Origin of the sequence: Methylobacillus methanolivorans (assembly GCF_044751345.1) — a bacterium.
Taxonomy (GTDB): Bacteria; Pseudomonadota; Gammaproteobacteria; order Burkholderiales; family Methylophilaceae; genus Methylobacillus; species Methylobacillus methanolivorans.
Genome location: NZ_JBIWXY010000001.1, coordinates 563571 through 585048, shown reverse-complemented (window position 1 = coordinate 585048; position 21478 = coordinate 563571). Strand labels below are relative to the sequence as shown.

Genomic DNA, 21478 nt, shown 5'->3' with positions numbered 1-21478 from the left:
AACTCTCTTAACGCTTTAGAAGAAACTTAAAGGGGCTGGGGTGAATTGGTGTTGCAGGCAGCCACAAATGCCTGCTTATTCTAAACGATCGGAGTAAAGCATGAAACAAATCTCATTGAAAGTAGCAGTAGCAACCGCTCTTAGCTTGCTTTCGGCTCAAGCCATGGCCACAGGTCTGGTTGCTGTTCCAGCTGCCGGATTCAGTGGTACGGCTTACACCTTGTGCAACACCACTGGTAATTTTGGTTCTAGTATTACTACTGCACCTACAACTGGAGCCAATAACACTTGTGCAGTTTTTCCCACGAATGAAGCAACAGCTCCTGTAAGTGGCTTCACATTGGTCGCTAATGCTTCCCGTCCAGTAGTTCTCAACAACACTTACACAAACTTCACAAATGTAACGGTCGGTACAGTAACAGATCGTGTCTGGCGTAATGCTGCAGCGACCGAGTGTATTTATGGCACCAAATACGTCCCTGCTAATGTGGACTATCGCCCAACTGTATCTGGTACCCAATATTTCGAAGTTAATGACATTGCGCGTGGTGGGTTCAGCTCATCTGGCACAGTACAAGCAGGCTACTTTGTAGTATCTGGTACCAATGCCTCACCAATTTACCGCATTGGCAGAACTTATACCTCGGTACAGCACAGAGCATTACAATACGATACTGCCACAAACAAAGCGCTTCCTGGCACCAATTACGTCGCCCTTCCCCCAACCCCTGGTTCAACAGCCTCCATCAATGGCGAAGACTTTGAAATCAACGCAACGACTACAGCTACAACTGTAGCTGCCAACCAGACAGCCAACGTCAACAGCGAATGGGTGGACTTCACATTTGACGCTACCTGGGCCGACGACGATGGCTCGACAAACCCTGCCTCTCCAATGACCTATGTTCAAGCAGCTTGTAGCTCAGGCAGCATCCCGGTCGCCACCAATGCGATCAGGTTGCGGCAGACAGCGCAAGAGTTTGCCAGGTTTATCGATGTGAGTATTGATGGCTATGCGCCAAGCAGTGCAACACCTTTGCCGAATCCTAGTGTTCCATTTTAATCACTCCAATATTTAATGCCTTTAACGGTGAGCTAAAGCTCACCGTGTTAATTAATTTAAAAAGGAATTTAGAAATGGCTATCAAAATATTCAATCCAACAGAAATCAGCTACACCGGAACATCTGGTGCCGACATCATCATAGGCAACGGTCTGGATAATCAGATTTTTGGTGAAGGCGGCAATGACCTTATTGTAGGAGGCTCTGGCAATGACTTTCTGTTTGGTGGCGATGGCAATGACACCATTTTTGGTGGTGCTGGTGATGACATCATTGATCTCGGCAATGGCAACAACCTTGCTTTTGGTGGTGCCGGCTCCGACAACATCTATGGTGGCGATGGCAATGACACCATTTTTGGTGGTGCCGGCGACGACTACATCTATGGTGGCGACGGTAATGACATACTGAGTGGTGGCGATGGCGCAGACATTATCTTCGGCGGCGATAGCTCAGCCGGTGACCAAAATGTAATTGGTAATCTATACCTAGTAAGTTCCGATGACTTTCTAGGAGGCGGTGAGGGCAATGATACTTTCGTCATCAGCTCTGCTGTCGAGAACACTTACATTAGCGGTGGTACATCAGATTTGGATAATGCAGGTAATGAGGCAAGATACATTGAGCTGGAAGAAGCGAATGAAGAAGATGAAGATGCTGGCTTGGTAGCTTTTGATCGGGTAACTGGTACCATTGTCCCAATCTCCACAATTGCGCAATCTCAGTTAGCCGAGACAGATGCCCGTATCAATTTAGTAACTCGTCCTGGATCAAGTGCCATTAGTACTTATGCCAGCAGTATCGCGGGCTATAACGCCGTTGATACGATAGAATTTAAGGTTTCTGGAGACTTTTCTGAATCTCTAGGTTTTAGCGGCATTGAGCGTATCGAACTTGCAAGCGGCGTCAACATCGTTCTTTCCGCTGAACAACTAGAGGAAAATGGCGAATCATTAAGCACTGGGTTCCTGAATCCTGGCACGCATATCTACGGCGTCGCTGGTGGCCCTACCGAATCCGTCACCATTAAGCTGGAATTCGAAGAAGAAGAATTCGAGCCTGATGTCGATGGGGCAGACGAGGTCGAGTACCTAGCGGCTGAATTTGAGGTGGATGACTACTCCGTTGCCGAGCTCTTCCACAACGTGGACATCATCTACGATGCCACTGAGGGTGAAGAAGGCAGCTATGTTCGCATTGATGGTGCCAATGAGTCTGCTGGTGCACGCGAGATTGTCTTAGGTAGCGATGGCGTGGATTATGTCACTGCACGCCTGGGTGATGATGTGGTCTACGGCAATGGTGGTAACGACTTGCTGGTTGGTCACGGCGGTGCGGATTACCTTGACGGTGGTGAAGGCGACGATATCTTCTTGATCGGTGGTTTTGGTAGTGGCGTGCAAGGCACCACGTCCAAGGCTGACGATGGTAACCCTGAGTGGATCGCTACTGGTGCTAAGCATGATGTGATCGTTGGTGGTGAAGGTACTGATACCTTGCGCATTACTACTGGCATTGGTGCTAATACCCAAGCTGCTGGCACTATCATTCTCAATGACGCTAATTTCCAGGAAATGGAAGTGGTTCAGGTAGGTGGCACAGTAGGCCGCTTGAACGTGGAAAACACAGCCCTGCAATTGTTGAATAACAATTACCACTTCAATGCTGGCGGTACAGTAGCCGACCTCTCCAATGCCAAGGGTAACAACGGCGGCACGATCAACAATGTGGTCGTTGATGCTTCCGGCGTAACAGCCAACGGCCTGACCTTTGAAGGTAACGGTAACACCCAGACCTTCATTGGCACCACTCAGGATGACCGCTTCGTCAGCAATGGCGGGCACGATACTCTTACAGGTGGCTCTGGGTCCGATACGTTCGCCTTCGGCAAGATTTGGACACAAACCGTGACTGGCGATGATGATGAAGTGCAATGGTATGAAAACGTTGGGGTTGATCTCACCAACGCTGATACCGACACCATCACCGACTTCGCTAGCGGAGTGGACAAAATCGAGCTCAATACGGATCAATTCGCTTCGTTGGTCGGCTTCAACGCTGGCAACCTGGTGGTCGGTTCTGGCCCGCTCGATGCAGATGACTACCTGGTGTTCAATACTTCCACCAATACCCTGCAGTATTACGCAGATGGCAACGGTGGCAGTGCAGCCATTGACATCGCTGTCCTGACTGGCGTTAGCTCAATCACAGCAGCGGATATCGTGGTTGTTTAATTAGGGGTGCCGGGCTGGTAACACCGGCCCGGCAGTGTCCTGATTTTCACCAGGAATACTGCATACGTGATTAAAAACAAGAACTCCGCTGTACTGAAGAAATCCTTGATGGATCTTACCTCTCTCTTTCATCGAGTGATTTTCTTCGGTTTTTTTACCAACCTGCTGGTGTTGGCACCATCGTGGTACATGCTCGAAGTCTATGACCGGGTGATTTTCAGCCGTAATCTTGCGACTTTGCTCATGCTCACCATGATGGTGATCTTTATTTACCTGATCATGGAAAGCCTGGAATGGGTGCGCCGCGGCATGATGCTGCAAGCCGCCAACCGGCTTGATCAAGCCTTGAGCCAACCTATTTTCAATGCAGCGTTCACAGCAAAGCTAGGCAATGCTGGCTTCGCTGCGCAGCGTGTATTTGCCGATTATCGCAGCCTGAGGGAAATGCTCTATTCCCCTGCCTTACTGGGGCTGATTGATATTCCTTTTATTGTGATTTTTCTTGTCGCTATTTTCTTTATCCATAGCAGCCTGGGTTACCTGACCCTACTTGGCTTGGCAGTACAAACCATTATCGCCCTACTGAACCAGATGCGCGTGCAGCCCCAGCTGCAAGAGGCCAATCAGCACGCACTGGCCGCACAGAGTTATTTCAGCAATATCCAGCAACATGCAGAAGTGGCGCGTGCCATGGGCATGCAAGCTGCACTAGAAACCCGCTGGCAAGACAAACAGCAAGCCTTTCTCGACAAGCAGGCAAATGCCTCGGAGATTGCTGGTCAGCATGCGGCATATTCCAAGTTTCTCCAGATCAGCCTCACCTCCCTGGTATTAGGGCTAGGTTGTTATCTGGTGATCAGTCAAACCTTGATCAACGGCGCGGCCATGATGATCGTTGCATCCATTCTCGCTGCACGCGTATTGGCCCCCTTCAGCCAATTGATCGCGCAATGGCGCAGCATAGCCAATGGCTTGCAGGCGTATGACCGCCTGAATGAGCTTCTGGAGCAGCACCCAACCAAACAGGCTGGCATGGCATTACCAGCACCGACAGGCGAGCTTACGGTGGAAAACCTCAGCTACGCCCTGACAGAAAATGCACGCGAGCCTCTGTTGCGTAATATCCAGTTCCGCCTGCGACCTGGCGAAGTGCTACTCATCACCGGCCCCTCAGCCTCTGGCAAAACCACATTGTCCAAATTGCTGGTAGGCCTATTACAGCCTAGTACGGGCAAGGTGCGACTCAATGGCGTAGATATCTTTCAATGGGATAAGGCCGAGCTTGGGCCATACCTGGGTTACCTACCGCAAGACATTGAACTGCTGGATGGCACCATCACCGAGAATATCTGCCGTTTTGGCACGCCGGATCACGCCAAGCTGACCGAGGTCATTGCGCTTCTGCAACTGCAGACTTGGATAGAGAGCTTGCCTGATGGGCTTGATACCCACATAGGCCATGAAGGTTACTTGCTCTCAGGTGGTCGCAGGCAGCTCATCGGCTTGGCAAGGGCTTTGTATGGCAAACCCACAATCGTGGTGCTTGACGAGCCCAATGCCAACCTGGATGAAGCCAGTGAGCAATGCCTGCAACAGGCTGTGCACATGCTCAAGAGTCAAGGCACCACCTTTATCATCATCAGCCATCTGCAAGGCATCCGCCATGTAGCCGACAGCATGATGGTGATGATGAAAGGCCAAGTGCTCCGCTATGGCAAGCCTGAGGAGGTATTGGTCTCGTTGCAACAAGCTGCCACCCCGCAAAGGAAGCAGGCATGAGCACCCAGCCCCTCTCCCTGCGCAGTTACTTGGCATTGTTCAAACATGAAGCCTGGAGTATTGCCCTGTTCAGCATGGTGACGAATGTCTTGATGCTCGCTCCCACGCTGTATCTATTGCAATTGTATGATCGTGTATTGCTGAGCCGTAGCGAGATGACGCTGCTGGCAGTGACCTTGATCACCCTCTTCCTGTTCATGGTGATGGCATTTTCCGACTGGGTGCGTTCCTTGGTCGCGATCAAGGCAGGTGTGTGCTTCGACAAGCTGTTGACGTCAAGGCTGTTTTCCCTAGGCCTGACGAGGCAAGCAGCACAAGGCACTCAGCAAGCCATGCAGGACCTGACCTTCATCCGTCACTTCATTACTGGTAACGGCCTGTTTGCCTTTTTCGATGTGCCATGGACCTTGCTCTATATTGCCGTGTTATTCATCCTCAGCCCTATACTCGGAGCCCTCGCCATTGCCCTTTGTATGGTGCAATTCGGCCTTGCGCTGTGGAACCAGCATAGCACTGCGCAACCACTAGCAGATTCAGCAGAAGCACGCCAACATGGTTTGCAATTCCTCGATAGCAAGCTGCGTAACATTGAGACCCTGCATGTGCTCGGCATGCTGCCACAGCTCAGGCAGCGCTGGTTAGCCATTCAGGACCGCTGGCACGCGCTGGATGCAAAAACCAACGATGTACAAAGCCGCAACCAGCAGGTCAACAAGTTTGCCCGCTACACCATGCAATCCGGCATGTTGGGCATGGCGGCCCTGCTAGCGGTCAAGGGAGACATTTCCATCGGCGCAATGATTGCCTCCAATGTGTTGATCGCGCGCGCATTACAGCCATTTGACGTGATCGTGGGCACCTGGAAGCAATTTATCCAAGCCAAGGCTTCAGCAGGCAATATCGACCAATTGCTAGCGACTGGCACCGATCATGACGACATTACCCAACTAGTGACGCCAAATGAGGCGATCAAGGGCAGGCTGTCATTGGTGCAGGTGGCGGTAAAGAGCCATCATGGCACGCCATTGTTAAAACCGCTTAACCTTGAGATCGAGCCCGGCGAGATTCTCGGCGTCCTCGGCCCTTCTGGTTCCGGCAAAACCACCCTGCTGCGTTGCCTTGCCAACACCTGCGATCAGCGCGAGGGCGAGATATTGGTCGATGGCATTGCGCTTTCTCGCTTGCCGGCAAACCTATATGCCTCAGCCATCGGGTATCTGCCGCAGGAAACCGCCTTATTGGAAGGCAGTATTGCCGAAAATATTGCGCGCTTTACGCAGCCGGAACCTGAGAAAGTGATACAGGCTGCCCAAGCCGCAGGCATTCACGAGGCAATTTTGCGTTTGCCCAAGGGATATGACACGCGATTGAACGCCGAAGCACCAGTGCTCTCAGGTGGGCAGCGCCAGCTAGTTGGCCTAGCGCGGGCGATCTACCAGCAACCCGCTATCCTGCTGCTTGATGAGCCCAACGCCCACCTTGACGACCAAGGTGAAGCCAGCCTGATCACCGCACTATTGCTGCTGAAAAACCAGGGCAAGAGCATCGTCCTGGTCTCGCACCGACCACATATCCTCAATATCACCGACAAGTTACTGGTACTCGACCAAGGCAACATGCTGTGGCATGGCCCGCGTGAACAAGTGCTTGCGGAAATCAATCATGCCAGGCAAAGCCCGGCGAGCAAGGTGGCACAAGAGCCTGCTCAATATCTTTTCATGGGCACGTTGCCCCGGCAGGGCAGGTGATGCAAGGCGCAAACCGCAGACGTGCTTATTGCCTGGCGAGGATTTGCAACGCAGCAGCAGCTGCTGCCCTGCCGGGGCAACCCTACGGGCATAGCTCCAAAACGCGCCCGCTCTACGTTGCAGCCCTTGGCAAGGCAATGAGCATTACCTGCGGACTGCGCCTTGATCGGACGCATTTTGGAGCCATGCGTGCCCATGAAAAGATATTGAACAGGCTCTAGGGATGAACAACATGACTCAGGCTGTACAACACACATTGCACGATACGCTTGCGCCCGCCTCCAATGTAGTACCCCTGCATGAACAGGGAAATGAGATCGGGCATGAACGCAGCACAACAAAACTGGGGCTGATCATCCTGCTGCTTGGCTTTGGCGGCTTCCTCGCTTGGGCAGCATTGGCACCATTGGACGAGGGAGTGCCCACTGAAGGCGTCGTGACCGTAGAGGGGCGACATAAAACCATACAGCACCTCACAGGCGGCATTGTCAGCCAATTGATGGTGCACGAAGGCCAGCCAGTCAAGGCTGGAGATGTCCTATTCACGCTGGATGCGACTGCCAGCAAGGCACGCTTTGATGAAGTACGCCAGCGCTATCTGGGCTTGCTCGCCCATGAAAGCCGCCTGCTGGCAGAAAAATCTGCTGCAGGCAGCATCACCTTCCACCCTGAGCTGATCAAGCAACAAGCGGACCCTTATGTACAGCAGTTGATGCTGAATCAATCCCAATTATTACGCGCCCGCCAGCAGGCATTACGTGCCGATGTGGAAGCCATGCGTGAATCTATCGAGGGCCAGCAGGCCTTGATTGAGGGCTACCAGGGCGTAGCAGGCAGTTATCGATCGCAAGTGGATTTGCTGACGCAACAGCTGACAGGTATCAAGCAACTTGTCAGCGAAGGCTATGCCCCGCGCAACCAGCAAAACGAGCTCGAACAAAAGCTAGCGCAAACCTACGGCCTGATCGCCACCAATGATTCCAATATCCTGCGCAGCCGCAAAGCCATTCTTGAGTTGCAGCAGCGCATTACCGCACGCGAGCAAACCGAGAAAAAGGAAATGGATACCGAAATGGCACAAGTCAAGCTGGCCGTGCAGGCAGATGCCGAGAAGTACAAGCCATTATGGGATGAATTGCAACGCGTCACCGTCAGCGCGCCTGTCAGTGGTCAAGTCGTCGGCTTGCAGGTACATACCATAGGCGCGGTGATCCAGCCTGGGCAGAAGATCATGGACATCGTGCCTTTCGATGAGCCCTTGATCCTGGATGCACGCATTCCTCCTCACCTGATCGACAAAATCCATACTGGCCAGGATGCCGATGTACGTTTCTCCAGCTTTGCCAATACGCCCCAATTGCTGCTGGAAGGCAAGGTCAAGACCATATCCAGTGATTTGCTGGTAGACCCCGACAATACCAGCTATTACCTGGCCCGCATTTCCGTCACGGAAGAAGGCATGAAAACCCTGGGCAAGCGCCGTATGCAGCCTGGCATGCCAGTGCAGGTAGTCATCCGCACTGGGGAGCGCACCCTGCTCACCTACCTGATGCATCCGCTGGTGAAGCGTATTGCTGCCTCAATGAAGGAAGAGTGAGAGGTTAGCCGCATGAGTCTTTGCCTTCACAAACTGTACCACTGGGTATCACGTTGCATTCTAGGTGGATCACTCTTATGTGTGGCTACCTCGCCACAAGCAGCGGAAAACCTGCTCAGCCTCTACGAAAAAGCCGTGCAATACGACGCACAATACAAGGCAGCCGAGGCGAATATGGCCGCCGAACGAGAGGAGATCAACAAGAGCCGCGCCCTGTTCATGCCCCGGGTGCAGTTTGGTGCCAGCGTTGGCCGCGGCAACACCGACCGTACCACGCAAACCAACCTGGGTGCGATTGATACCAAGCTTAACTATGACATCCACAACTATGCCCTGAGCCTGCGCCAACCCTTGTTCAACAAGGAAACCATGGCCACTTATCGTGGTGCAGAGGCTAATGTGCAAAGTAAGGAAGCCCTGCTACTGAAGGAAAATGCCACCCTGATCACGCGGCTGGCTGCCACCTATTTTGAAACGCTGTACGCGCAAGAGAAAGTCACCGTGCTGCGCAGCAACATCAAGGCCACCAGCCAACAGCGCGATCAAGCACAGCGCCGCTATGATAACGGCGAAGGCACCATTACCGAAGTCAATGAAGCTCAAGCCAATCTTGAGCTTGCCCAGGCTGAACTGATTACCACGGAGAATTCGCTAGGAGTATTCAAGCAGACCCTGAGTAACATGGTTGGCATCCAGGTGGAAGAAATTGCGCCGATCAATACTGCCCAATTACCCATGACAGTGCCGGAATCAGAAGAGCTGGATTTCTGGCTGCAACAAGCACTGGGCAACAATCCCGAAATTACCGCTGCCCGCTTGTCAGTCGAAGTGGCTCGCCAGGATGTCGAAAAGAAGCGCGCCGGCCACTTCCCCACACTGGACCTGGTGGGTGTACGCTCATTCAGCGAAAACGACAGCAACAATACCTTGGGCTCGCGCTTCGACACCACTACCGTATCCCTGCAACTCAACATGCCTTTGTTTGCCGGTGGCTTTACCAGCGCCAGCGTACGTCAGGCCTTCAACAAGGTAGATGCCGCAGAGGAGTTGCTCAATCTGCGGACACGCGACATCGAGGCCAATACCAAGAAATACCTCAATAGCATACGCAGCGGCCTGCTGGCACTCTCTGCCTACCGCCAAGCGGTGAAGTCCAGCGAAATTGCTCTGGAGGGCACGGAAAAAGGCTTTGCTGCAGGCACACGCACCAATATCGAGGTATTGAACGCACAGCAGAAACTATTCCGTAGCCGCCTGGAGCTGAGCCGTGTGCAGTACGTGCTAGTCAATGACATCATTAATCTCAAGCAGGCTGCGGGAATGCTCAACGAGGCCCAACTGCACGCCCTGAACCAGTATTTTGCGGTGAATTGAATGATGCCCGTAAAGCCTATCCTTCAATTTTTATGCACGATGCTCAAGATTGCCAGTGACATACTCGCCATGACTGGGCTCGGACTGTTATGGCTATCTCCCCTGGCTGCCTCGGCTACAGGCTTTGAACCATTGCCCATCAGCGGCGTGCTGCGTGACGACGGCACCAGCGCCTATATCCTCTGCAATGCTAGTGGTAAATTTGATGAGAGTACAAACCACAACATCCCGCGCAAGCCTACGCCCAGCCAGAGCAATACCTGCGCTATTTTCCCGGCCAATGACATTGCCGCGCCACTGCCCGGTTTTAACCTGCTGAAACACGCCAGCCGCCAAGTGGTAATGAACAATGCACTGACTGGGTATGCTGATAAAAAAATTGCCAGTGTGCTGGATATTGTCTGGCGTAATCAGGCCAGTGGCGAGTGCATTTATGGCACCAGGGTGCTGACATTCTCCAGCCAAGATGCGGATTACAACGATCAACTACCCGGCAAGCAGTATTTTCGTATTACCGACATTGCCCGCGGTGGCTTTGCTGGCAGAGAGGTTGAGATTGCATATGCCCTGACGGCATCGGGTGCCGAGCCTATCTATCGTGTCGGACGCAGCTATACGGCGGTCCAGTATTACAAACGTCCGGGTTACCAGCGCCAGCCACTGGCCGAACCTGCCTTCCACAATGCCATCAATGGTGTGGACTCCACAGAGCACATCATCCCTGAGCTCAGGCAGCAAAGTGCCTCGCTCAATGATAACTGGGTGAACTTCACGACATTGATCGGGCTACCCAAGCGCCCTGCTTCGCCCATGATGTACGTCAAGGCCGCCTGTAGCAGCGCCCCTCCAGCAGAACAGCCTGAAGCCATTCGCCTACGTCAGGCCATATCCCCTTTTATTGAGCTTAATGTGCCTGGCTTCGTACCAAGCAACGCCACCTCCACTGAAACAACGCAACCTTGAGGATATCGCCATGTCACTGCCCGCAACATACTCGCCAGATACACACATCAGAAACTCGCAAACACGCAGCCTGCGCCATCGGGGTTTCACCCTGCTTGAGTTACTGGTGGTGATGGTCATTATCGGCCTGCTGGCAGGCTATGTTGGCCCCAAATATTTCGCCCAGATCGGCAAATCTGAAGCCAAGACTGCCAAGGCGCAAATCGAGGCCCTGGGCAAGGCTCTGGATCAATATCGCCTGGATACCGGTAGCTACCCAAGCACGGAACAAGGCTTGGCAGTGCTCAATGCACCACCAGCAGATGGGTCGCGCTGGCATGGCCCTTATCTGCAAAAAGCCCTGCCACAAGACCCATGGGGCAAGGCTTACCAATATCGCTCTCCCGGTGAACATGGCGATTACGACTTATGGTCATTCGGCAAGGATGGGCAATTGGGCGGCACCGAAGAAGCTGCCGATATCGTGAGCTGGCAATAGGCTGCACGGAGCGTACCCCGCATGAAATTTGAGCTCAAAGTGGCACGCGGCACTGAAGTGCAATCGCTGACCCTGGAGGCCAGCAACGGCCTGCAAGCGCAATTGCAAGCTGAGTCCCAGGGCTATAGCGTGCTCGGGCTGAAGCAATTAGGTAGTGCAGGCATAGGCGCACGCTTACGCAAGCCGCGGTTCAACTTGATGCTGTTCAGCCAGGAGCTGTTATCGCTGCTTGATTCCGGCCTCAGCTTGGTAGAGGCCATTGAGGCCCTTGCAGAGAAAGAAGGCCATGCCGAATCGCGCACGCTGCTCAAGCAGATACTGGCATTACTTTACGAAGGCTTGCCGCTCTCTGGCGCACTGGAAAAATTTCCAGCTACCTTCCCACCGCTTTATGTGGCCCTGATCCGCAGCAGTGAACGCACCGGGGACATGGTGCAGGCTTTAGGCCGCCACGTGACTTATCAAGGACAAATTGATGCGGTGAAAAAGAAAATCACCACGGCTTCTATCTACCCGGTATTACTGATCGTGGTAGGTGGCTTGGTGATGCTGTTCCTGTTGGGCTATGTCGTGCCACGTTTCAGTGCCATTTACGAAAGTGCGGGCGATAACCTGCCGTGGATGTCGCAACTGTTGTTGGGCTGGGGACGATTGCTGCATGAACATGGCCAGCTTGCATTACTTGCCTCTGTCATCGTGTTGGCTCTGTTGGCTATCGTATTCAGCCGCCCAGTGGTTCGCCTCACGCTGCTACAACAATTATGGAAAGTACCTGCCTTGGGCGAAACCATGCGCATCTACCAGCTTGCCCGCTTTTACCGCACCTTGGGCATGCTGCTCCAAGGTGGCATCCCGTTGGTCACCGGTATGCAGATGGTCGCCTCCTTATTGCAACCGAGCCTGCGGCACCAGCTGCAATTGGCTGAGCACGACATCCGCGAGGGCAAGCCCCTATCCAACGCCATGGAGGAACATGGTATGACAACCTCCATTGCTTTGCGCATGTTGCGCGTCGGGGAACGCACTGGACGCATGGGCGAGATGATGGAACGCATCGGCAGCTTTTACGATGAGGAAATCGCCCGCGCCGTGGATTGGTTTACCCGCCTACTGGAACCGCTGCTGATGGTAGTGATCGGGCTAATCATCGGCATCGTGGTGGTACTCATGTACATGCCCATTTTCGATCTGGCAGGCAGCATCCAATGAATCAGCCACTGGATAAGCTACCCCTATTGCAAGCCATTGCTGAAACCAGCTCGGCCCCACTCACCCTGGCAACAGTGCAACAAGCGCGTGCACTTGCACAGCAAGGCCAACAACCGCTGCTGGATGTACTGGAAGAAATCTCCGGGCTAGACAGCGAAGCCTTCATGCAGGCGCTGGGCAATCTCATGCGCTATCCAGTGCTGGGTATATTGCAGCTATACGAATGGCAGCCGGATTTCCAATTACTCTCCTTTGCCGAAGCCAGTCGCCAGGAATGTATCGCCTTACGTGAGCTGAATGGCAGGCTGCATATGGTGTTTGCCAATCCATTCGATGCGCAGCTTTACAGCCGCATGAACCAACTGCTACAGCAACCGGCGCAATGGAGTATTGCCCACCGCAAGGACATTGCTGCCTTCCTCTCACGCTTTGAGGAAAGCATGCGCGCCATGGACGGCCTGCTGCCGGAACACACGGATAGCGAAAGCGGCACTAGTACCATTGAGGATATATCACTACGCTCCATCGCCGAAGACACCTCGCCCGTGGTCAAGCTGGTGCGCTCCACGCTATATGACGCACTCAAGGCCGGAGCCAGCGATATCCACATGGAAACCGACGCGCAAGGGCTAAGCATCAAGTACCGTATTGATGGCGTACTCAGCCATGTCGGCAGTATTCACGGCATAACGCAGGCCGAACAAGCCGTTTCGCGCATCAAAGTCATGTCTGAGCTCGACATTGCCGAGCGCCGCATTCCCCAGGATGGCCGCTTCAAGGTCATGGCGCTGGGGCGAGAGGTAGACCTGCGCGTTTCTATCATGCCCAGCGTATTTGGTGAGGATGCGGTATTGCGTATCCTTGACCGCAAGGCGCTCTCAGACCAGGCGCAAGGCTTGAGCCTGGATGTGCTGGGCTTCGAGCCCGAGATCATGGCGCGATTCCGCCTGCTGGCAGAAGAGCCTTATGGCATGTTGCTGGTCACCGGCCCCACCGGCTCAGGCAAAACCACCACCTTGTATGGCGCAATCTCGGAAATCAACCATGGTCAGGACAAGATCATCACCATCGAAGACCCGGTGGAATATCAATTACCTGGGGTGTTGCAAATCCCGGTGAACGAGAAAAAAGGCCTCACCTTTGCGCGTGGCCTGCGCTCTATCCTGCGTCACGACCCGGACAAAATCATGGTGGGCGAAATACGCGACCCTGAAACCGCACAGATTGCTGTGCAGTCTGCGCTCACTGGCCATTTGGTATTAACAACGGTACACGCCAACAATGTATTCGACGTCATTGGCCGTTTTACCAATATGAATGTCGACCCTTATAGCTTTGTCTCCGCGATCAACGGCATCATGGCGCAGCGTCTGGTGCGCACCATCTGCCAGCATTGCGCAATCGACGATACCCCAGATGCTGCATTGATCAGCAAATCCGGCATTGCTCCGGAGTCCATTCATGAATACCGCTTCCGCTTTGGCCAAGGTTGCGGGCAGTGCCATGGCACCGGCTACAAGGGCCGCAAGGCCGTAGCTGAGCTACTAGTGTTCAATGACAGTATCCGCGAACTCATTGTGACGCGAGAACCTGTGCGCAAGGTGAAGGAAGCCGCCCGCGCCAATGGAACCCGCAGCATGCGAGAAGCCGCCCTCGAGATGGTCAAGCGCGGCGAAACCACCCTACAGGAGATCAATCGTGTTACCTCGCTCGTTTAATTGGCCATCAGCATCATGGAGCTTCCCATGGCGGGACGAGCTGCGTGTCCTCATTCAGCCCCATTCTCTCAGCCTGCTCAGGATAAAGCGTGGCATCAAGCCACTAGCCGTGGCCAGGGAAGAGATTGCCCTGGAAGTGAATAGTGCAACAACGACAAACGGAGAATTCTGGCAACCAGCCATCGCCAGCCTGCATCAGCAATTACAAATGCAGCAATGGCGCGGATGCCAGCCAAAAGTAGTGGTATCCAACCACTTTGCGCACTATGCGATCGTGCCGTGGAATGCCAGCTTACATAGCCGTAAGGAGCAAAGCGCCTTCGTCAGGCATTATTTCACCCAGCTTTATGGTGATTTCGCCCGCGCCTGGGATATCCGCACCACGCCCATGACTTATGGCCACCCCACATTTGCCAGTGCAATTGACGAGAAATTGCTCCAGGCCTTGCGCGAGGAGTTTTCCCGAGCCGGGCTACCTGTCCATAACATTCATCCGCACCTGATGGTTGCTGCCAATGTCATCAGGCAAAAACTGGCGCGTACGCCTTTACCCAATGCCTTGAACTTCGTCATGTTGGAAAATGACCGCGTAGTGATTGCCCTGATTCAGCATGGACAATGGCTCAGCCTGCAGAGCTATGCGGCAGAAAGTGACATTGAAAACCAATTGCAGGCACTGCTGGACAGGGAGTCCATCATTGCCGGTGTCGACAATAGCGAGTGGCCGGTGGTGTTCTACGCCGCAGGCGCAAGTCACCTGACATCACTCCAGCTGCCTCAACGCAAGGTGCACAACATCGTACCGCACCACCAAGATCAACATGGCATGGAGGCATGGCAATAATGCTACCCGTCATTTCCATCAACCACGCCCCGAGCCAGCATGACCGTGCGATTAAGGGAATGGTCCTGCTGGCCCTTGGCATCGTTGCGAGCCTGGGATTATTCGCCTGGCTGCAACAACTCAATACCCAGCAACAGCGGCTGAATGCCGATCTGCAGCACATGCAGGCCCCGATTGCCACGCCCAAGCTTAACGGCAAGGAAAGTCAGGCCAAGCAACAGGAAATCACTGCCGTGCAGGCCGCAATGCATGAACTTGCCCTGCCTTGGCAAAAGCTGTTCCTGGCACTGGAAAACATCAAGGATAACGAGATCAAGTTGGCGAGCATTGAGCCTAACCCAAGGCAGCACAAGCTGCGCATTACCGCGAACACTAATGAAGTCGTCAATATGTTCAAGTATGTGCGTAGTCTGTCTGAACAGCCCATTTTCAATGATGTATTGCTCATGTCACATGAGTTTCATCACGATCAACCCATGCCGGTACATTTTGTCGTGGAGGCCGTATGGGTGCCACAGCCATGAATTTGGGCAAGATGGATAGATTACGTTACCGCATTGGCCAGCTTGATGGCTTGAGCAAGCTGGGCTTGTGCCTATTGCTCGCTTGCCTGCTCATCGCCCTTACCTATGCGTGGCCCCAAGCCAGGGCCCTACAGCAGCTCCAACTGGATGTTGCTGACATGCACCATGCCATGCCGCAGCATCAAGGCCAGTGGATAGATAGATCGCCACAAGCCTCTCTCAACACCTTCTACCAGTTTCTGCCGCGCGAACATGAAGCCACCACCTTACTAAATCAGGTGCTGGATATTGCGGAACAGCATGGGCTTGTGCCGGAAAAAGTGGATTACACCCTGAGCCGACAACCCACAGCCTTATTCTCGAAGTATCAACTCAGCCTGCCCGTGCGAGGGCGTTACCTGGATATCCGGCACTTTATTGCAGAGGTCATGGACACCCTGCCCTCGGCAGCCTTGAATGATATTGCACTCAAGCGGGAAGACATGCTGAGCGATCAAGTGGAAGCCAAGCTCAGGCTCACGCTCTATCTGCGCAAGGATGGGCAATGAAGCCAGTACAAAGGCAACGCTTGATTTGGGCTGGCTTGATGATCACGCTAGCAATTACGCTGTGGACAGCCTGGAACGACGAACAAGCAGATACCGTGCAGGTTGCCGCCGCACAACCTCATGTTGTTGCCCCCCCAACCACAAGAACGCAGGCTGCTAGCGTTAACAATACAGATACACCCATGCTCGATATGAAGCAGTTGCAACGCACGCCCTGGCAAGACAGCGAGCACAATCTATTCAGTCATGCCCAAATCGTTGCACAAGCCGAACTGCCTGAACAACCCATCGTTCAGCAAGCCATGGAGATTCCTCCCGTACCTTTTACTTATGCAGGCAAATTGGAAGATCACGGGCAATACACCGTCTTCCTCTCCATGGGAGACAAGAACATGAGCGTCAAGACCGGGGATACCGTCGGCGACTGGAAGGTCAAGGCAATCGACGCAAACCGCATGATATTGAGCTATCAGCCATTGCGTGCTGATGTGCCCTTGCTGATTGGAGAACACCATTGAATACCTCACTGCACACCATGACAAAACTCAGCACAGTATTGCTTGCCATCATGCTGGTCGCTTGCTCATCCACGGAAATGCGGCAAAACCAAGGCAACCTGGAATTACAGCAAGCCAGGGATATGATCAACGCCGGACAGACAGAGGCTGGGATAGAGCGACTGAAAAGCCTGGTGCGGACTTTTCCCGACAACCCGGAATACCGCAACTATCTGAAGCAACAGCAAGATCTCCAGCTTGCCATCCAATTACGGGAGGCGGACAAGCTCAAGCAGCAACAACGCTGGGGCGAGGCCGAGATCGCTTTCCGGCGCGTGCTAGAACTAGATGGGCAAAACCAGCGCGCGCAAAACGGTATTCAGCAGATACGCATCGCGGCCACGCACGAAGCCATGTTGCAACGTGCAGATGACATGCTAGCCAAGCAGGATTGGGAAGGTGCACAGTTGTTGGCTCGCACGGTATTGGCAGAAGATGCCAGCAACCGCAGTGCACGCGCACTATTCGAGCAGATCGAGCAAAAACGCATGGATAAAGTGGTGAACCCGCCCCACATCCGCTCCGCCTTCAAGCGCCCCATCTCGCTTGAGTTCAAAGATGTTGCCATCAAATCGGTATTCGAGTTTATCTCCCAAGCGGCGGCGATCAACTTTACCTACGACCAGGAATTGCGCGGCGACCAGCGTACCAGTGTTTTCCTGCGCAATACCCCTATTGAGGAAGCCATTGACGTCATCCTCGCGAGCAACCAGCTTGGCAAGAAAGTCCTCAACGACAATACCCTGCTCATCTATCCAATGAGCCGTAGCCAGGAATACCAGGAGACCTTCGTACGTAGCTTCTACCTCAGCAATACAGATGCCAAGAAGCTGATGAGTATGATCAAGACGGTAGTCAAAACCAAGGATATCTATATCGACGAGAAGCTCAACACACTGGTGATGCGCGACACGCCCGAAGCGATCCGCACCGCAGAAAAACTTATCATGTCGCAAGACATGGCAGAGCCAGAAGTCATGCTGGAAGTGGAAGTGCTGGAGATCAATCGCCGTAGCCTGGAAAACATTGGTATCCGTTACCCGACAACGGCCAGCATAGGCGTACAAGGGCGCGATACGGTAAACGGCACTACTACCCTCTCCCCAGGTAAACTCACAATCAATGAGCTGAAAAACTTCAACTCAAACCTCGGTGTGTTCAGTATCAGCGACCCTGTACTGGCCTTGAATCTGTTACAGCAGGATACCGATACCAACCTGCTCGCCAATCCGCATATTCGCGTCAAGAACCGTGAAAAGGCCAAGATACACGTCGGTGACCGCATCCCGGTACTCACCAGCGTGGCTAACTCCACCGGCTTTGTCTCGCAAACGGTGAACTATATTGAGGTCGGCATCAAGCTCGACGTTGAGCCAACCATCTTGCTGCGCGACGAAGTATCAATCAAGGTTGGCCTGGAAGTAAGCAACCAGACAGATCGTATGACAACGAGCTCGGGCACCGTGACCTATACCATCGGCACCCGCAATGCCAGCACCATCCTGCGCCTGAAAAATGGTGAAACACAAATTCTCGCCGGCCTGCTGCGCGACGATGAACAGAAAGTTTCCAACCGCGTACCAGGACTATCCAAGCTGCCCTTGGTAGGCAAGCTATTCAGTGACCGCAACAATGACCATAGCAAGAAGGAAATTGCCCTGCTGATCACTCCGCGCATCATCAACAACCTCACTCCCGAAAGTGCTGTCTACACTGCATTTCCCGCAGGCATTGATCGCAGTGCATCCCGCGCTGGACGTAGCAGTGGAGAATCAGCCGCCGTCACCGCCCAAGCTGCAGCCACTGCCCCAGTAAAGAGCGCCCAGGAAATCCAGGCTGAACGTGCAGAGTCTGACCGTTCCTTTGCTGGTTCTGTCATGCGGCCCGTGGAGGATATTGCCAGCCCGGACGAGCAACGATGAAGCTATCATCAAGAAAACTCTCCGGCTTTACATTGATCGAGCTCATGGTGGCACTGGTATTACTGGCGCTGATCCTAAGCTCCGCTGCGCCTGTCATGCAAATCACAGCCAAGCGTGCCAAGGAGCAGGAACTCAAGCGCAACCTATGGCAACTGCGTGATGCCATAGACGCCTACAAGAAAGCCGTGGATGACGGCTTGATCAAAAAAAGTCCAGGCCAAACTGGCTACCCGCCCAACTTGCAAATACTGGTGCAGGGCGTGGAAAACCCGCGTGATCCCAAGAAACGCAAGATACACTTCCTGCGCAGCATTCCACGTGATCCATTTGTACCAGACCCGGAATTAAGCAATGAGGCGAGTTGGGGCAAACGCAGCTACACCAGCTCGTTTGAAGAGCCTGCAGAGGGCGATGACGTCTACGACGTTTACTCCCTTTCCAGCGACACCGGACTTAACCAGCAACCCTATCGGGAATGGTAAGTATGCAAACAAGGCGAGAGAGCGTAACAGACAACAGACTAGGATTTACCTTGATCGAGGTACTGGTGGTGCTAGCCATCATCGCCACACTCTTGAGCCTCGTTACACCGCGCTATTTCTCCAGCATAGATCGCGCCCGCGAACACTCACTCAAGCACGACCTGATTGTCATGCGCGATGCCATCGACAAATTTTATAGCGATACCGGGCGTTATCCAGACACCTTGTTCGACCTTGTGCAGCGCAAATACCTACGCGCCATCCCGGAAGACCCCATCACCGAAAGCACAGAAACCTGGCTACTCGTCCCACCGGATGACGCTAATATTCCCGGTCAGGTCTACGACATTCGCAGTGGCTCGGAAGCCATGGCCTTGGACGGCAGCTATTATGCGGAGTGGTAAGCAACAAGGCATGGCACTGATGGGAGCGCTGATGGTTATTCTCCTCATGGGGTTGGCGCTGGCAGAAGCAGGCAACCGCTGGAGCGACATGCAAAGACGTGAACGCGAGCAAGAATTGCTCAAGGTCGGCGATACCATCCGCAAGGCCATAGGCAGCTATTACAATTTATCGCCCGGCATGGTGAAGCAATTCCCTCCCACGCTGGCATCGTTATTGAAGGATGACCGTTTCCCCACCCCGCAACGCCACCTGCGCAAGCTCTATATCGACCCTGTGACGCAACGAGAAGGCTGGGGCCTGCTCTACGCCCCAAGCGGCGGTATTATGGGCATCTACAGCCTATCGGGAGAGCGCCCTTTTAAAACACGTAACTTCCCCGCGCCCTACCAAGACTTTGAAAAGAAAAAAGCCTATATCGACTGGATATTTACCTATATGCCGGAGATGGATAACAGCACAATGCCTACTGAATAAGCACCCATGCAAGAAAAGGAAACAACAAATTCCCTTCCCGAATAAAAAAAGCCCCGATCAATGATCGGGGCTTTTTAATATCCTGGCGGAGAGGGAGGGAAACCCATTCTCTGCATTAATATCCATTAAAAATCAGATGGATACCAATATCGTTACACCACTAAAAGCAAGCCAAAATGGAACAGCGTTCGATGCTCATGCATTCACATGATATTGTGAATTAGCTAGAACGTTAATTTATTATTATAAATGCATCATTAGCAAGTCAAAAATCCCACATTATTTCTGTACAAATTATAACAAAAAATGTCAAGGAATTCTATTGACGAAATAACCGGTAATTAGTACGTATAAGAAATACACAATATTGAAAAACTATAATTTCATTTGATAGTCCTTACGTTAAGTCAGGGAGCTAACTTATCAGGTCGTGACTATCTCACTTAGTGCTTTGATTACAAACTGTGCAGAAATAAAAGATCCATAATTGTGTAGACTATCATCTTTTTTATTATTGCATAAATCAACTACTACTTTAGCACATATACATATAGGCTTATAAATTGACAACTCAGCAGCTCGGTGAATAGCAAATATTTCCATATCTAGCCCATTTACTTTTCTGTGAATTGACTCAATTTCTTTTAGATATTTCTCATCTGCGATAACAGCCGAACCACTGGTAAATATTCCAATCTCAGGTTGAATAAATTCTGAAGGTCTTTTTGTGCCTGTATAACCTCTTTCCAACTCTTGAATTAAACCTGAAATATTAACCAGACCACTCAATTTAGTTAATGTGTCATGATCAGTATTTACTTGGTATGGTTCTTGTGAAAATCCTATTGTAGACCATTTTCCTGACTGATACTCATAAGCCATACTTGAAACAAACAACTGACCTAATTTTGCACGATTTTCAAATCCACCACATATCCCACTCATTCCAATTATTTTTGGCTTAAATCTTTCGATGGACAAGCCAACTATAACCGCTGCATTAACCAAACCCATTTTCGGAAGTAAAATTATAGAGCCTTTTTTTCCGGAAATCTCGACATCGTATCGATCAACACCTCCACTATTAACTGCTTTACCATTCAATAAAGTAACATATGGATTTCTTTCCTCATTTAATGCGCAAAAAATTAGGAAATCAAAATTTATATTTTTATTAAGTTGTATCAAAAGATGATCTAGAGCTGATTTCCAAATTTCAGTTTTGGAGTAATCAGCCAATATACATCCATTAGACTCGAAGTACTCCCTTACTCCAGAAAACTCATTTGGATAAGAGCTGATTGCTAACAATAATGAATCATTTTTATCGGACTTTTTAATGGTCTCTATAATGGCCTTTCCATTCTGACAAGCAATGCCATGATCAACACTTGGCAACTGGAGATCAATAATAAATAAACCTATATCTTGATTCAAATTAGCAGAAAAATCCGTCATATTTTTTGCTTTTATTATATTTGAATCAGACACACCCTTAGAAGTAAGGTGTTTAATTATAGCTTTTGACTTTGAAGAATTGTCCTCGATCAGCATTATCT

The 21478-nt window shown here is 52.1% G+C and carries 19 protein-coding genes; 18 read left to right on the top strand and 1 reads right to left on the bottom strand.

What is annotated here, in order from left to right:
• Positions 1-100: 100 nt before the first annotated feature.
• From ACIKP9_RS02725 to ACIKP9_RS02640, 18 genes are all read left to right on the top strand, one after another.
• Positions 101-1063, top strand: coding sequence for a hypothetical protein (locus ACIKP9_RS02725; protein ID WP_400878977.1), 963 nt, complete (start codon positions 101-103; stop codon positions 1061-1063).
• A gap of 74 nt (positions 1064-1137) precedes the next feature.
• Positions 1138-3297: a calcium-binding protein gene (locus tag ACIKP9_RS02720; RefSeq protein ID WP_400878974.1), complete on the top strand. Its 2160-nt coding sequence runs from the start codon at positions 1138-1140 to the stop codon at positions 3295-3297.
• A 66-nt stretch (positions 3298-3363) separates the two neighbouring features.
• The gene (locus ACIKP9_RS02715) at positions 3364-5076 is read left to right on the top strand and encodes a type I secretion system permease/ATPase (RefSeq protein WP_400878971.1); all 1713 of its coding nucleotides are present in this window, start codon (positions 3364-3366) and stop codon (positions 5074-5076) included.
• Positions 5073-6824, top strand: coding sequence for a type I secretion system permease/ATPase (locus tag ACIKP9_RS02710; RefSeq protein ID WP_400878969.1), 1752 nt, complete (start codon positions 5073-5075; stop codon positions 6822-6824). The genes ACIKP9_RS02715 and ACIKP9_RS02710 overlap by 4 nt, the downstream gene beginning before the upstream one ends.
• A gap of 232 nt (positions 6825-7056) precedes the next feature.
• Complete coding sequence (locus ACIKP9_RS02705; RefSeq protein WP_400878966.1) at positions 7057-8421, top strand: HlyD family type I secretion periplasmic adaptor subunit; 1365 nt, start codon at positions 7057-7059, stop codon at positions 8419-8421.
• 81 nt (positions 8422-8502) lie between these two features.
• A complete protein-coding gene (locus ACIKP9_RS02700) occupies positions 8503-9795 on the top strand; it encodes a TolC family outer membrane protein (protein ID WP_400878964.1) in 1293 nt (430 codons plus the stop codon).
• Complete coding sequence (locus tag ACIKP9_RS02695) at positions 9796-10758, top strand: hypothetical protein (RefSeq protein ID WP_400878961.1); 963 nt, start codon at positions 9796-9798, stop codon at positions 10756-10758.
• 10 nt (positions 10759-10768) lie between these two features.
• On the top strand, positions 10769-11236 hold the full coding sequence (gene gspG, locus ACIKP9_RS02690; RefSeq protein WP_400878959.1) for a type II secretion system major pseudopilin GspG: 468 nt from the start codon (positions 10769-10771) through the stop codon (positions 11234-11236).
• A 21-nt stretch (positions 11237-11257) separates the two neighbouring features.
• A complete protein-coding gene (locus ACIKP9_RS02685; protein WP_400878956.1) occupies positions 11258-12445 on the top strand; it encodes a type II secretion system F family protein in 1188 nt (395 codons plus the stop codon).
• Positions 12442-14163: a GspE/PulE family protein gene (locus ACIKP9_RS02680; protein ID WP_400878954.1), complete on the top strand. Its 1722-nt coding sequence runs from the start codon at positions 12442-12444 to the stop codon at positions 14161-14163. The genes ACIKP9_RS02685 and ACIKP9_RS02680 overlap by 4 nt, the downstream gene beginning before the upstream one ends.
• Positions 14144-15007: a hypothetical protein gene (locus ACIKP9_RS02675; protein WP_400878952.1), complete on the top strand. Its 864-nt coding sequence runs from the start codon at positions 14144-14146 to the stop codon at positions 15005-15007. Before ACIKP9_RS02680 ends, ACIKP9_RS02675 begins: the two co-directional genes overlap by 20 nt.
• Complete coding sequence (locus tag ACIKP9_RS02670; RefSeq protein ID WP_400878949.1) at positions 14998-15531, top strand: hypothetical protein; 534 nt, start codon at positions 14998-15000, stop codon at positions 15529-15531. The genes ACIKP9_RS02675 and ACIKP9_RS02670 overlap by 10 nt, the downstream gene beginning before the upstream one ends.
• Positions 15513-16079, top strand: coding sequence for a type 4a pilus biogenesis protein PilO (gene pilO / locus ACIKP9_RS02665; RefSeq protein ID WP_400878946.1), 567 nt, complete (start codon positions 15513-15515; stop codon positions 16077-16079). Before ACIKP9_RS02670 ends, pilO begins: the two co-directional genes overlap by 19 nt.
• A complete protein-coding gene (locus tag ACIKP9_RS02660) occupies positions 16076-16597 on the top strand; it encodes a hypothetical protein (RefSeq protein ID WP_400878943.1) in 522 nt (173 codons plus the stop codon). The genes pilO and ACIKP9_RS02660 overlap by 4 nt, the downstream gene beginning before the upstream one ends.
• Before the next feature lie 17 nt (positions 16598-16614).
• Positions 16615-18558 carry a secretin and TonB N-terminal domain-containing protein gene (locus ACIKP9_RS02655; protein ID WP_400881830.1) on the top strand — a complete coding sequence of 648 codons (1944 nt, stop codon included), beginning with the start codon at positions 16615-16617 and terminating at the stop codon, positions 18556-18558.
• Positions 18555-19040: a type II secretion system protein gene (locus ACIKP9_RS02650; RefSeq protein WP_400878940.1), complete on the top strand. Its 486-nt coding sequence runs from the start codon at positions 18555-18557 to the stop codon at positions 19038-19040. Before ACIKP9_RS02655 ends, ACIKP9_RS02650 begins: the two co-directional genes overlap by 4 nt.
• Positions 19041-19042: 2 nt before the next feature.
• Positions 19043-19444, top strand: a complete 402-nt coding sequence (locus tag ACIKP9_RS02645) for a type II secretion system protein (protein WP_400878937.1) — start codon at positions 19043-19045, stop codon at positions 19442-19444.
• A 31-nt stretch (positions 19445-19475) separates the two neighbouring features.
• Positions 19476-19919 carry a type II secretion system protein gene (locus ACIKP9_RS02640; RefSeq protein WP_400878934.1) on the top strand — a complete coding sequence of 148 codons (444 nt, stop codon included), beginning with the start codon at positions 19476-19478 and terminating at the stop codon, positions 19917-19919.
• A 423-nt stretch (positions 19920-20342) separates the two neighbouring features.
• Here ACIKP9_RS02640 and ACIKP9_RS02635 read toward each other — a convergent pair whose 3' ends face one another.
• Positions 20343-21473, bottom strand: a complete 1131-nt coding sequence (locus tag ACIKP9_RS02635) for a 5'-methylthioadenosine/S-adenosylhomocysteine nucleosidase family protein (protein WP_400878932.1) — start codon at positions 21471-21473, stop codon at positions 20343-20345.
• Positions 21474-21478: the final 5 nt, after the last annotated feature.

Bases quoted from the DNA above. Each gene is read 5' to 3' on its own strand.
- pilO (WP_400878946.1), top strand. From the start codon at position 15,513: ATGGGTGCCACAGCCATGAATTTGGGCAAGATGGATAGATTACGTTAC.
- ACIKP9_RS02705 (WP_400878966.1), top strand. From the start codon at position 7,057: ATGACTCAGGCTGTACAACACACATTGCACGATACGCTTGCGCCCGCC.
- ACIKP9_RS02720 (WP_400878974.1), top strand. From the start codon at position 1,138: ATGGCTATCAAAATATTCAATCCAACAGAAATCAGCTACACCGGAACA.
- gspG (WP_400878959.1), top strand. From the start codon at position 10,769: ATGTCACTGCCCGCAACATACTCGCCAGATACACACATCAGAAACTCG.
- ACIKP9_RS02640 (WP_400878934.1), top strand. From the start codon at position 19,476: ATGGTTATTCTCCTCATGGGGTTGGCGCTGGCAGAAGCAGGCAACCGC.
- ACIKP9_RS02685 (WP_400878956.1), top strand. From the start codon at position 11,258: ATGAAATTTGAGCTCAAAGTGGCACGCGGCACTGAAGTGCAATCGCTG.
- ACIKP9_RS02695 (WP_400878961.1), top strand. From the start codon at position 9,796: ATGATGCCCGTAAAGCCTATCCTTCAATTTTTATGCACGATGCTCAAG.
- ACIKP9_RS02635 (WP_400878932.1), bottom strand. From the start codon at position 21,473: ATGCTGATCGAGGACAATTCTTCAAAGTCAAAAGCTATAATTAAACAC.
- ACIKP9_RS02710 (WP_400878969.1), top strand. From the start codon at position 5,073: ATGAGCACCCAGCCCCTCTCCCTGCGCAGTTACTTGGCATTGTTCAAA.
- ACIKP9_RS02650 (WP_400878940.1), top strand. From the start codon at position 18,555: ATGAAGCTATCATCAAGAAAACTCTCCGGCTTTACATTGATCGAGCTC.
- ACIKP9_RS02645 (WP_400878937.1), top strand. From the start codon at position 19,043: ATGCAAACAAGGCGAGAGAGCGTAACAGACAACAGACTAGGATTTACC.
- ACIKP9_RS02660 (WP_400878943.1), top strand. From the start codon at position 16,076: ATGAAGCCAGTACAAAGGCAACGCTTGATTTGGGCTGGCTTGATGATC.
- ACIKP9_RS02670 (WP_400878949.1), top strand. From the start codon at position 14,998: ATGGCAATAATGCTACCCGTCATTTCCATCAACCACGCCCCGAGCCAG.
- ACIKP9_RS02680 (WP_400878954.1), top strand. From the start codon at position 12,442: ATGAATCAGCCACTGGATAAGCTACCCCTATTGCAAGCCATTGCTGAA.
- ACIKP9_RS02655 (WP_400881830.1), top strand. From the start codon at position 16,615: ATGACAAAACTCAGCACAGTATTGCTTGCCATCATGCTGGTCGCTTGC.
- ACIKP9_RS02725 (WP_400878977.1), top strand. From the start codon at position 101: ATGAAACAAATCTCATTGAAAGTAGCAGTAGCAACCGCTCTTAGCTTG.